Genomic DNA, 11,547 nt, shown 5'->3' with positions numbered 1-11,547 from the left:
ATGACTAAGACAACCCAGACTGCAAAGGTTCTTGACGGCAAGGCGGCCGCGGCCGCCATCAAGTCTGAGCTGACGGAGCGCGTCGCGGCGCTGAAGGCCGCCGGCGTCACTCCCGGCATTGCCACTGTGCTCGTGGGCGCTGACCCCGCTTCCCAGCTGTATGTGTCCATGAAGCACAAGCAGTCCGAGGCGATTGGGATGAACTCCATCCAGCGTGAGCTTCCGGCGGATGCCACCCAGGCTCAGGTTGAAGCCCTCATCGACGAACTCAATGCGGACCCTGCCTGCCACGGGTACATCGTGCAGCTGCCGCTGCCCAAGCACCTGGACACCGATGCCATCCTCGAGCGCATCGACCCCGCCAAGGATGCCGACGGCCTGCACCCGACCAACCTTGGCCGGCTGGTACTCAACGTCAACAACGAGATCACCTCGCCGCTGCCGTGCACGCCCCGTGGCGTCATCGAGCTCCTCGAGCGCAACGGCTACAGCCTCGCCGGCAAGCACGTTGTGGTGGTGGGCCGCGGCGTCACCATCGGCCGTTCCATCGGCTTGCTGCTCACGCGGCGCGCCGTGAACGCCACCGTGACACTGACGCATACCGGGACCGAGAACCTTTCGGAACTGCTGCGTCAGGCGGACGTGATCGTGGGCGCGGCGGGTGCGAAGCACATCGTCAAGGCCGCAGACGTGAAGCCGGGCGCTGCCGTGCTCGACGTCGGCGTCACCCGCGAAACCGACCCCGAGACGGGCAAGAGCAGGGTCCACGGCGACATCGAGCCCGCCGCGGCCGAGGTGGCCGGCTGGATTTCGCCGAACCCCGGCGGCGTCGGTCCCATGACCGTTGCACTGCTGATGACCAACGTGGTGGAAGCCGCGGAACGCCAATTGGCACAGCAAAGCGGAATCACCCGGTAGTTCGTCTTCTCAACGCCCGACGACGGCGCGCCCCTTGCGCTCATGGGGCGCGCCGTCGTCGGACTTTAAGGACAGAACCGACGGTCCTCTTCCACCTGCCGGGCAGCTCTACTAGTCTGCGGAGGGTGCACAACAAAGCCACCGTGTCCTCCGGCGCCGCAGCCGGTGCCGTCCAGCCCGCCGCCGAACCCCGCACCGAACCCCGCCGCACCGTTATCACGGCTGAGAACCTGAGCAAGATCTACGGCGACGTTGCCGCTGTGGACGGCATCTCGTTCAGCGTCCCGGCGGGGGAGTCGTTCGGCCTGCTGGGACCCAATGGTGCGGGCAAGTCCACCACCATGAAGATGATCGGCGGGGTCACCCGGCGCACGGCCGGGAACCTCCACATTATGGGCCTGGACCCGGACTCCCACGGACCGGAGGTCCGCGCGCACCTCGGTGTGGTGCCGCAGCAGGACAACCTCGACGAGGAACTCCGGGTCCGGGACAACCTGCTGGTGTACGGCCGCTACTTCGGCCTGCCCATGAGCTACCTGAAGCCGAAGGCCGACGAGCTGCTCGAGTTTGCCCAGCTGACGGACAAAGCAAAGTCCAAGGTGGACGCGCTGTCCGGCGGCATGAAGCGGCGCCTGGCCATCGCCCGTTCGCTCATCAACGAGCCGCGGATCCTGCTGCTGGATGAACCCACCACCGGACTGGACCCGCAGGCCCGGCACATCCTCTGGGACCGGCTGTTCCGGCTCAAGGAGCAGGGCGTCACGCTGATCCTGACCACGCACTACATGGACGAGGCCGAGCAGCTGTGCGACCGGCTCATCGTGGTTGACAAGGGCCGCATCATGGCCGAGGGGTCCCCGGCGCAGCTGATCCGCGAGCACTCCACCCGCGAGGTGGTGGAGCTGCGGTTCGGGTCCGAACGGAACACCACCATTTCTGCGGAGCTGGACGGGATCGGAGAGCGGCTGGAGGTCCTGCCGGACCGGGTGCTGATTTACGCGCACGACGGCGAGGCGGCCCTTGAGCAGGTAGCGTCGCACGGCCTGCGACCGTTGACATCACTGGTCCGGAGGTCCTCGCTGGAAGACGTGTTCCTCCGGCTGACGGGCAGGAGCCTCGTTGAATGAGGTCGTGAAGGCAGGCTTGACCGGCAAAACGGAGGTGCCTTCCCGGGCGCACAGCCCTGAGACGGCTGCAGCAAAGGCGAGGCGCTGGGGCGCCTTCTATTACGCCGAGCAGGTGCTCAGGGTGATGAAGGGCTACAGCTGGTCCATCATCATGTACAGCGTGGGCCACCCGGTGGCTTACCTGTTTGCCATGGGCGTGGGCCTGGCCACCCTGGTTGACTCCCAGGGCACCGGAGCCTTCGGGGGAGTGGGCTACGTGACGTTCGTAGCGCCGGCACTGGTGGTCTCCGCCGCGGTCATGACGGCCGCCAACGAGTTCACCTTTCCCGTCATGGACGGCTTCAAATGGCGCCGGACCTACTACGGACCGCACGCCTCGCCGTTGACGCCCCAACAGATAGCCGCCGGCCACATTATGGCGGTGACCCTGCGGTTCCTGCTGCAATCCGCCGTCTATTTTGCTGCCGTTGCCCTTTTCGGTGCGGCGCCCGGCGGCTGGGGTTGGGTCACCATCCTGGTTGCCACGCTGGCGGGGCTCTCCTTCGGCCTGCCGCTGATGGCGTATGCCGCGTCCATTACTGAGGACAAGGGGCAGTTCGCGCTGGTGATGCGCTTCATCGTGATGCCGTTGTTCCTGTTCTCCGGCACGTTCTTTCCCCTGGACAGCCTCCCGCTGGCGGTGCGCTGGATCGGCTGGATCTCACCGATCTGGCACGGCACCGAACTGGGCCGGGTTTTCAGCTACGGGTACCAGGAACCGCCGCTGTTGACCATCCTGCATGCCGTGGTGCTGGTGGGCCTGGCAGTGCTGGGCTGGTTCCTGACGCGGCGGCAGTTCGCGGCAAGGATGGGCCGATGAGCCCCGGGCTGCCCGTGAAGAGCGCCGCGGACGAGGCCCGCAACAGGACGTTCGGGGCGCTCTATTCCCGCAACGCCAAGGCCGTGATTTCGCGAGGGCTCCTGGCTACGAAAAGCACCAACTGGCTGGTGATGCTCTCCGGATTCTTTGAACCGGTCCTGTTCCTGATCTCCATGGGAGTAGGGCTGGGCGCGATTGTGGGTTCGGTTCAGGGCCCGGGCGGTGGGGAGATCAGTTACGCCGCCTACATTGCTCCGGCCCTGCTGGCCGTCTCGGCGATGAACGGCGCGGTCTACGACTCGACGTGGAACGTGTTCTTCAAGATGAACTTCGCCAAGCTGTACCAGGGCATGCTGTACACGTCGCTGGGGCCGCTGGACGTGGCACTGGGGGAGATCTTCCTGGCACTCCTGCGTGGGCTCCTCTATGCGATGGGTTTCACAGCCGTGATGGGTGTGATGGGTTTAATCACCACACCCTGGGCGCTGCTGATGGTTCCAGCCTCGGTGCTGATCGCATTCGGGTTCGCCAGCATCGGAATGGGGATCACCAGCTTCCTGAAGACGTTCCAGCAGATGGACTGGATCAACTTCATCATGCTGCCCATGTTCCTGTTCAGCGCCACGTTCTACCCGCTCAGCGTCTACCCGCAGGCGATTCAATGGCTCATCCAGGCCATGCCGCTGTGGCACGGGGTGGAACTGCTGCGCCAGATCAGCGTTGGCACGTTCACGGCGGCGACCCCCATCCACATCGGTTATTACCTGGTGATGACCGCCGCCGGAATGCTCCTCACCACGGTGCGGCTGCGGCAGCTCTTCCTGAAGTAGCCTGCCTGCCGGAGGGGGCTGTTCGCCGGGGGTGGAAGGCGGCGGGAGCATACTCCGGCATTTGAGAGAATGGGTGCATGCAATCTCTGGGCAGCTCCAAGTCATCCTCCAAACCCGCCAGGGGCGGATTCTCCATGTTCCGCATCAGCGGGCCAGGACTGATGGTCCTTGTCACCGCGTTCGTGGTTGCCGTCATCTTCGCGGCCAACCAGAACGACGTCGTGGGCTGGGTTGTTGCCGTCATCGCCGCCTTCTGGCTCGCCCTCGCATGCTTCGTTGTCTTCAGCATCCAGAAGGCCGCCAAGAAAGCCGGAGCCAAGCTGACTGAAGCCCAGAACGCCTTCACCACAGCTGCCGGACGCGGTCCGTCCTCCTACGCGGACCAGGGCGGAACCCGTGTTGTTGCCGAGCGCAGCCAGGCCGAAGAGGTCCGGGACCTCAAACTGGACCACTCCTTCAAAATCGTCCAGGTGCAGATCCGCGTGGTGGAGGAGGAACGTGCCAAGGGTGCGGCCGCCAACCAGGACACCATTAGCCGGGCCCTGGAAACCATCGAGATCACCGCTACGAATGCAAGGGACATGATCAAGTCCTCCGGCGGCAGCGGAGAGCCGGTCACCGGAACCATCATCGACTAGAGTGGAGCGGGTGATCTCGGCATTGAAGAAGGACCACCTTCGCATCGCATCCGTTAATGTCAACGGCCTTAGGGCTGCTTACAAAAACGGCATGGCGGCGTGGCTCGAGCCGCGCGAAGTGGACATCCTCTGCCTGCAGGAAGTCCGCGCCCCGGACGCCATCGTCCGGCAGCTGCTGGGCGACGGCTGGCACATCCTGCACGCCGAGGCCGAAGCAAAGGGCCGTGCCGGCGTCGCAATCGCCGCCCGTGAAGAGCCCCTCGAAACGCGGAACGGCATCGGCGATGACTACTTCGCTACCGCCGGCCGCTGGGTGGAGGCTGACTTCCGGTTCGCCGACGCCGCCGGACACCCTGTCCAGCTCACTGTTGCCAGCGCCTACGTCCACTCCGGCGAGGTGGGCACGCCCAAGCAGGACGACAAATTCCGGTTCCTCGACGCCATGAGCACCCGCCTCCCGGAACTGACCAAACACAGCGACCACGCCCTGGTGGTGGGGGACCTTAACGTGGCCCACACGCCCCGGGACATCAGGAACTCGAAGGGCAACGTGAAGAAGGCGGGCCACCTGCCCGAAGAACGCGCCTACTTTGACCGGTTCTTCGGCGAGGAAATCGGCTGGCAGGACGTCCACCGCAACCTGGCCGGCGACGTTGACGGGCCGTACACGTGGTGGTCCCAGCGCGGGAAGGCGTTCGATAATGACACCGGCTGGCGCATTGACTACCACCTGGCCACCCCCGAACTGGCGTCTGCCGCCATCTCCGCGGTGGTGGACCGGGCGGCCTCGTGGGACACCCGCTTCTCCGACCATGCCCCGCTGGTAGTGGATTACCAGCTTTGAGCCCCGAAGGTTTCCTCCCCATGACTAGCCAGACTTCCACGGCAACCAAGAAGCGCATCCTTTCCGGCGCCAAGCCCACAGCGGACTCGCTGCACCTGGGCAACTACATCGGCGCGGTCCGCAACTGGGTGGACATGCAGGCCGAGTACGACGCCGTCTTCTTCATCCCGGACCTGCACGCCGTCACCGTGGACTTTGACCCCGCTGAACTGGCGAAGCGTACGCGCATCGTGGCTGCCCAGTACATCGCGGCCGGCATCGATCCGGACAAAAGCATTTTCTTCGTCCAGTCCCACGTGCCCGAGCACGCGCAGCTGGCCTGGGCCCTGAACTGCATCACCGGTTTCGGTGAAGCCTCCCGGATGACCCAGTTCAAGGACAAGACCCAGAAGTCCGGCGCCGACGCCGCCACCCTGGGGCTGTTCGCCTACCCCACCCTCATGGCCGCGGACATCCTGCTGTACCAGACGGACCTGGTGCCGGTGGGGGAGGACCAGCGCCAGCACCTGGAGCTGACCCGGAACCTGGCCCAGCGCTTCAACACGAGGTTCGGCCCCACGTTCACGGTTCCTGAGGCCACCATCGTCAAGGAACGTGCCAAAATCTACGACCTCCAGAACCCCAGCGCCAAGATGTCGAAGACGGGTGAGTCACCCAACGGCGCCATCCAGCTGCTGGAAGACCCCAAGATCGCCGCAAAGCGCATCAAGTCCGCAGTGACTGATGCCGGGACGGAAATCAGGTTCGACTCTGAAGAGAAGCCCGGCGTCTCCAACCTGCTGACCATCTACTCGTCCCTGACGGGTAAGTCGGTGGCGGAACTCGAAGCCGAGTACCAGGGGAAGATGTATGGCCACCTGAAGGTGGACCTCGCCGAGGTGGTGGTGGAGTTCGTCACGCCGCTCCGTGACCGCACCAACGAGCTGATGTCAGACCCGGCGGAACTGGACAGGCTGCTGGCGCACGGCGCCGAGCGTGCCCGCGAAATCGCTTCCGTAACTCTGGGTCAGGTTTACGAGCACATGGGCTTCCTTCCGTCCTTCTCCCTTGCAGGAGTCCGCTAGCGCCATGCCATCCAGCAAAGTCACCGCAAGGGAAGGCTCCCGCTCCACCAAGGTGGCGGGAATGTCCGGTAACCCCCAAGGCGACCCAGCGGAGGCTTCCGGCAGGAAGGCTGCCACCGCGCCCCGTACGGAAGACGTCAGTGTGGGCGTCATCCTGGGCTTTCCGCCGGATGTGGCTGAAGAGCTGCAGCGTTGGCGGGCTTCGTTCGGCGACCCGCTCGCCGACGTGGTGCCGGCCCACATCACACTGGTCACCACCACTCCAACCCAGGACTGGGAGGCCACTCTGGAGCATGTCCGGCAGGTGGCACTGAACCAAAGTCCCTTTATGGTCACCATCGCCGGGACCGGGACGTTCCGTCCGGTTTCGCCCGTGGTCTTCATCAATGTGGAGGACGGCTTCGCGGACTGTGTTGACCTGCACGAAAAGCTGCAGCAGGGCCCGCTCCAGCGCGAACTGCCCTTCGCCTACCACCCGCACGTCACCATCGCCCACGACGTCGCCCCGGAAAGCCTCGATGAAGCCGAAACGGTGCTGAAGAACTACAGGGCCACCTTCCCCGTGGTTAGCATGGGACTTTACGAGCACGATGCTGACGGCATCTGGCAGCTACGGGAAGAGCTGGACTTTGGGACCGAAACTGACAACGACGCCGGCACCAGATTCACGGACGCCGCCGCGGACACAGCCACCGAAGCAAGCGGAACAACAGCCACTTCCCACTGAGCAGGCCCGGCTAAAGCTTGCCGTCATCCAAAAGCAGATGGAGCTGGGCAAGGCACGCCGGGCAGGGGGCGGCCCGTTCGCCACCCTGATGGCCACCTTCCATTGGCTCCTTGCCCGCCTCAACGCGCTCCGGCCCATGCGCGCCTTCCGGCACTACACCCTTCAGCACGGCCCGCTGATGAGCGCCGGCATTGGCTTCAACATGTTCTTTTCCATCACCGGCCTGCTCACCACCGGCTTCTCCATCGCCGGGCTGGTGCTGCGCGGACAGCCTGCGCTCCTGGACACCATCATCAGCAGCGTGGCCCAAAGCGCGCCCGGGCTCCTGAAGCTGAACGGCGCCGAAGGGCTCGTCGATCCGCAGGACTTGCTCAACCCGGACGGGCTCGGCTGGACCGCAACCATCGCCGCAGCAGTCACCGTCTTTACGTCCCTGCGATGGATTGCCGGACTTCGGGACGGGCTGCGCGGCGTTATGGTGCTGTCCCCGCTGCTGGTCAACCCCATCCTTTTGAAACTGCGCGACGCCGGCACGCTGCTTCTGCTGGGTGTTGCCCTCGTCATCAGCGCCGGCGCGTCCCTGGTCTTCGGCACGGCAGCCGGGTGGGTCTCGGACTTCCTGCGGCTCGACGCCGTACTGGCGGGCCCGCTGACCACGTCCATCAAGATTGGGGTTCCCCTGGTGTTGAGCTGGGTGACCGCAATCATTATGTTCCGGCTGGCCGGAAGCTTGAAGCTGTCACGGCGGGCGCTCCTCGAAGGCACCATCCTGGCCGCAGTGGGCACTACCGTCCTGCAGGTCTTCAGCACCGAACTGCTGGCCGGCGCCGGACGAAATCCCATCCTCGCGCCGTTCGCCATCATCATCGGGCTGCTGATCTGGTTCAACCTGGTGAGCCAGGTCTACCTCATCTCGGCGGGATGGGCCGCCATCCGGGAGGCCGACCTCAAGCACCAGTCTTCAGGGCACGAGAAGGGCACCTGGGGAGCCCGCCAGGTCCAGCCCGGCAAGGTGCCTGTCCAGCCGGGCAAGGCGTCGGTGCGCACGGACACCGCCGCCCCGGCTACTGGCCGGCGTCGAGGTATTGGTCGGCCCAGGCAGCGATAATCCTGGCAGCCCGGGCGGCCTGGCCCTTTCCGGTCAGGAGGTGGTCACTGCCTTCGAGGGAAACGAAGTTCCGGGGATGCCGAGCCGTCTGGAAGATGGTGCTGGCATTCTCGATGCCCACCGTGTTGTCCGTGGGGGAGTGCAGCACCATCAGCGGCTTGTGCAGCTGCTTGATGCAATCAGTGAGGTCGGCGTTCTCCAGGTCCTCCACAAAGTGCTTGCGGATCTCCACCCGCTTCCCGCCGAGGTCCACCTCGGCGCTGCCTTCGCTCAGGATCCTGTCCAGCGCAGCGTCGAAGACGTGCGCCACATGCTTGGGTGAGAAGGGCGCCCCAACGGTAGCGACGGCGTCGAGCTCGGGAATCTCCCGGGCAGCCGCCAGCACTGCGGCGCCGCCGAAGGAATGCCCCACCAGCAGGGAAATCTGTTTCCCCTCGCTCCGCATAAACTCCGCGGCCTTCACCGTGTCTGCCACCTTGTGGCTGAAGGAACCCGCGGACCACTCGCCGGCCGAGCCGCCCAGGCCCAGGTTGTCGAACCGCAGCATGCCCACGCCGCTGTCCGCCAGCGCCTTGCACATGCGCGAAGCCGACGGCGCGTCCTTGCCCAGCGTGAACCCGTGGGAGAAGACCCCCCAACCCTTCACCGGGCCCTCGGGAACGTCGATGATGCCGGAGAGCATCTCGCCGGTGGAACCTGCAAAGGAAACTTTTTCAGAGCGGGACACGGCGTCCCCTTTCTTCGATGCGGAGGTGCTCAACTGCGGAAACGACGACGGCGCCGACCCCCTTAGGTGGGGGACAGCGCCGTCGTCCGCTAAATCCTTTGTCAGATCTTGCGGGAGAGAATGGCCTGCTTGACCTCTTGGATGGCCTGGGTCACCTGGATGCCACGGGGGCATGCTTCCGAGCAGTTGAAGGTGGTGCGGCAGCGCCACACGCCTTCCTTGTCGTTAAGGATCTCCAGGCGCATGTCGCCGGCGTCATCGCGTGAATCGAAGATGAAGCGGTGCGCGTTGACGATCGCGGCCGGGCCGAAGTACTGGCCGTCGGTCCAGAACACGGGGCAGGAGGACGTGCACGCGGCGCAAAGGATGCACTTGGTGGTGTCATCGAAGCGCTCCCGGTCCTCGGCGGACTGAAGGCGTTCCTTGGTGGGCTCGTGGCCCTTGTTGATGAGGAACGGCATAACCTCGCGGTAGGACTGGAAGAACGGCTCCATGTCCACAATGAGGTCCTTCTCCACCGGCAGGCCCTTGATGGGCTCCACGGTGATGGGCTTGGACGTGTCCAGGTCCTTCAGGAGCGTCTTGCAGGCGAGGCGGTTGCGGCCGTTGATGCGCATGGCGTCGGACCCGCAGACGCCGTGCGCGCAGGAGCGGCGGAAGGACAGGCTGCCGTCCATTTCCCACTTGACCTTGTGCAGGGCGTCGAGGACACGGTCGGTGCCGTACATGGTGAGGTGGAAGTCATCCCAGGTGGCTTCTTCGGAGACCTCCGGGTTGTACCGGCGGACGCGCATGTGCACATCGAACGTGGGGATTTCGCCGCCACCGCCGACGCCGGCAGGCAGTTCAATCTTTGAGGCTGGCTCAGCGGTTTCAGCGGTCATCTTAGTACTTCCTCACCATCGGCTCGTAGCGGGTAAAGACAACCGGCTTGGTGGCCAGACGGATACCGGCGATTGCCTCTGCTGGTCCGTCCGCCGGCGCGTGGTCGTCCTTGTACGCCATGGAGTGCTTCATGAATTTCTCGTCGTTGCGTTCCGGGAAGTCCTCGCGGAAGTGTCCGCCGCGGGATTCTTCGCGGTGCAGGGCTGCCACGGTCATGACCTTGGCCAGTTCCAGCAGGAAGCCCAGCTCAACGGCCTCGAGCAGGTCAAGGTTGAAGCGCTTGCCCTTGTCCTGGACGTTGATGCGCTTGTACCGTTCCTCGAAGGAGGCAATGTCGCGCAGCACCTGGTTCAGGGTGTCCGCGGTGCGGAATACCTGCATGTTGGCGTCCATGGTGTCCTGCAGTTCCTTACGGATTACAGCCACCTTTTCTTCGCCGACGCCGTTGCGGGCAATGTCCAGCAGTTCGGTGGTGTATGCCAGCGGGTTCTCCGGCAGTTCCACAAAATCAGCCGTCTTGGCGTACTCCGCAGCGGCGATGCCGGCGCGCTTGCCGAACACGTTGATGTCCAGCAGCGAGTTGGTGCCCAAACGGTTGGACCCGTGAACGGAGACGCACGCAACCTCGCCGGCTGCGTACAGGCCGGGGACCACGGTGTCGTTGTCCTGCAGGACCTCGGTGGTGATGTTGGTGGGAATGCCGCCCATGGCGTAGTGCGCCGTCGGGAAAACGGGAACCGGTTCCGTGTAGGGCTCCACGCCAAGGTAGGTGCGGGCGAACTCGGTGATGTCCGGGAGTTTGGCATCGATGTGCGCCGGCTCCAGGTGCGTGAGGTCCAGGAGGACGTAGTCCTTGTTCGGGCCGCAGCCGCGGCCTTCGCGGACTTCGTTTGCCATGGAGCGGGCCACGATGTCTCGGGGCGCCAGGTCCTTGATGGTGGGGGCGTAGCGCTCCATGAAGCGCTCACCTTCCGAGTTGCGGAGGATGGCGCCTTCACCGCGGGCGGCTTCGGAAAGCAGGATGCCCAAACCGGCGAGGCCGGTCGGGTGGAACTGGAAGAACTCCATGTCTTCCAGGGGAATGCCGCGGCGGAACGCGATGCCCATGCCGTCACCGGTGAGGGTGTGGGCGTTGGAGGTGGTCTTGAAGACCTTGCCGGCGCCGCCGGAGGCGAACACCACGGACTTGGCCTGGAACACGTGCAGCTCACCGGATGCGAGGTCATAGGAAACCACACCGGCAACGCGCTTCTGCTTGTACGGCGTGCCGTCCTCGCGGACTGCGTCCTCTTCGACCGTCAGCAGGTCCAGGACGTAGTACTCGTTGTAGAACTCAACGTTGTGCTTAACGCAGTTTTGGTACAGCGTCTGCAAAATCATGTGGCCGGTACGGTCCGCGGCGTAGCATGCGCGGCGGACGGGAGCCTTGCCGTGGTCGCGGGTGTGCCCGCCGAACCGGCGCTGGTCAATCCGTCCTTCGGGCGTGCGGTTGAACGGCAGGCCCATCTTTTCCAGGTCCAGCACGGCGTCGATGGCCTCTTTGGCCATGACCTCTGCGGCGTCCTGGTCAACCAGGTAATCGCCGCCCTTGACGGTGTCGAACGTGTGCCACTCCCAGTTGTCTTCCTCGACATTGGCAAGGGCTGCACACATGCCACCCTGCGCCGCACCGGTGTGCGAGCGGGTGGGGTAGAGCTTGGTCAGTACTGCTGTGCGGGCGCGTTGACCGGACTCGATCGCGGCGCGCATGCCAGCGCCACCGGCACCGACGATGACGACGTCGTACTTATGGACCTGCATACCAGACGCTCTTTCTCTCA

The 11,547-nt window shown here is 64.8% G+C and carries 12 protein-coding genes; 9 read left to right on the top strand and 3 right to left on the bottom strand.

The features are described 5' to 3' along the window. From QFZ70_RS12545 to QFZ70_RS12505, 9 genes are all read left to right on the top strand, one after another. Nucleotides 1-918 (top strand): bifunctional methylenetetrahydrofolate dehydrogenase/methenyltetrahydrofolate cyclohydrolase, encoded by a 918-nt coding sequence (locus tag QFZ70_RS12545; RefSeq protein WP_307096001.1) that lies wholly within the window; start codon nt 1-3, stop codon nt 916-918. A 125-nt stretch (nt 919-1,043) separates the two neighbouring features. Continuing rightward, entirely contained in the window at nt 1,044-2,045 is a 1,002-nt protein-coding gene (locus QFZ70_RS12540) for an ABC transporter ATP-binding protein (protein ID WP_373461587.1), read from the top strand. 4 nt (nt 2,046-2,049) lie between these two features. Next, entirely contained in the window at nt 2,050-2,904 is an 855-nt protein-coding gene (locus tag QFZ70_RS12535) for an ABC transporter permease (RefSeq protein ID WP_307095998.1), read from the top strand. After that, nucleotides 2,901-3,734 (top strand): ABC transporter permease, encoded by an 834-nt coding sequence (locus tag QFZ70_RS12530; RefSeq protein WP_307095996.1) that lies wholly within the window; start codon nt 2,901-2,903, stop codon nt 3,732-3,734. Before QFZ70_RS12535 ends, QFZ70_RS12530 begins: the two co-directional genes overlap by 4 nt. A 77-nt stretch (nt 3,735-3,811) precedes the next feature. Further along, nucleotides 3,812-4,372: a hypothetical protein gene (locus QFZ70_RS12525; protein ID WP_307095994.1), complete on the top strand. Its 561-nt coding sequence runs from the start codon at nt 3,812-3,814 to the stop codon at nt 4,370-4,372. A gap of 10 nt (nt 4,373-4,382) precedes the next feature. Next, nucleotides 4,383-5,216, top strand: coding sequence for an exodeoxyribonuclease III (locus QFZ70_RS12520; protein WP_307095993.1), 834 nt, complete (start codon nt 4,383-4,385; stop codon nt 5,214-5,216). A 20-nt stretch (nt 5,217-5,236) separates the two neighbouring features. After that, nucleotides 5,237-6,280, top strand: coding sequence for a tryptophan--tRNA ligase (gene trpS, locus QFZ70_RS12515; RefSeq protein ID WP_307095992.1), 1,044 nt, complete (start codon nt 5,237-5,239; stop codon nt 6,278-6,280). Nucleotides 6,281-6,284: 4 nt separating this feature from the next. Further along, nucleotides 6,285-7,007, top strand: coding sequence for a 2'-5' RNA ligase family protein (locus QFZ70_RS12510; protein ID WP_307095990.1), 723 nt, complete (start codon nt 6,285-6,287; stop codon nt 7,005-7,007). Between the two features lie 37 nt (nt 7,008-7,044). Continuing rightward, a complete protein-coding gene (locus QFZ70_RS12505; RefSeq protein WP_307095988.1) occupies nt 7,045-8,115 on the top strand; it encodes a YihY/virulence factor BrkB family protein in 1,071 nt (356 codons plus the stop codon). On the opposite strand, the gene QFZ70_RS12500 is transcribed toward QFZ70_RS12505, so the two are convergent. The 3 genes from QFZ70_RS12500 to sdhA form a co-directional block, all read right to left on the bottom strand. Then, nucleotides 8,072-8,842, bottom strand: coding sequence for a S9 family peptidase (locus tag QFZ70_RS12500; RefSeq protein ID WP_307095986.1), 771 nt, complete (start codon nt 8,840-8,842; stop codon nt 8,072-8,074). The two genes, QFZ70_RS12505 and QFZ70_RS12500, sit on opposite strands and share 44 nt — an antisense overlap. Before the next feature lie 101 nt (nt 8,843-8,943). After that, the gene (locus QFZ70_RS12495; RefSeq protein WP_307095984.1) at nt 8,944-9,726 is read right to left on the bottom strand and encodes a succinate dehydrogenase iron-sulfur subunit; all 783 of its coding nucleotides are present in this window, start codon (nt 9,724-9,726) and stop codon (nt 8,944-8,946) included. A 1-nt stretch (nt 9,727) separates the two neighbouring features. Continuing rightward, nucleotides 9,728-11,527, bottom strand: a complete 1,800-nt coding sequence (gene sdhA / locus QFZ70_RS12490; protein ID WP_307095983.1) for a succinate dehydrogenase flavoprotein subunit — start codon at nt 11,525-11,527, stop codon at nt 9,728-9,730. Nucleotides 11,528-11,547: the final 20 nt, after the last annotated feature.

The sequence above is a fragment of the Arthrobacter sp. V1I9 genome (assembly GCF_030817075.1).
GTDB lineage: Bacteria > Actinomycetota > Actinomycetes > Actinomycetales > Micrococcaceae > Arthrobacter.
This window is presented reverse-complemented; position numbering and strand designations above follow the sequence as displayed.

Coding starts and splice junctions, on each gene's coding strand:
- sdhA (WP_307095983.1), bottom strand. CDS start 11,527: ATGCAGGTCCATAAGTACGACGTCGTCATCGTCGGTGCCGGTGGCGCT.
- trpS (WP_307095992.1), top strand. CDS start 5,237: ATGACTAGCCAGACTTCCACGGCAACCAAGAAGCGCATCCTTTCCGGC.
- QFZ70_RS12530 (WP_307095996.1), top strand. CDS start 2,901: ATGAGCCCCGGGCTGCCCGTGAAGAGCGCCGCGGACGAGGCCCGCAAC.
- QFZ70_RS12505 (WP_307095988.1), top strand. CDS start 7,045: ATGGAGCTGGGCAAGGCACGCCGGGCAGGGGGCGGCCCGTTCGCCACC.
- QFZ70_RS12510 (WP_307095990.1), top strand. CDS start 6,285: ATGCCATCCAGCAAAGTCACCGCAAGGGAAGGCTCCCGCTCCACCAAG.
- QFZ70_RS12545 (WP_307096001.1), top strand. CDS start 1: ATGACTAAGACAACCCAGACTGCAAAGGTTCTTGACGGCAAGGCGGCC.
- QFZ70_RS12525 (WP_307095994.1), top strand. CDS start 3,812: ATGCAATCTCTGGGCAGCTCCAAGTCATCCTCCAAACCCGCCAGGGGC.
- QFZ70_RS12495 (WP_307095984.1), bottom strand. CDS start 9,726: ATGACCGCTGAAACCGCTGAGCCAGCCTCAAAGATTGAACTGCCTGCC.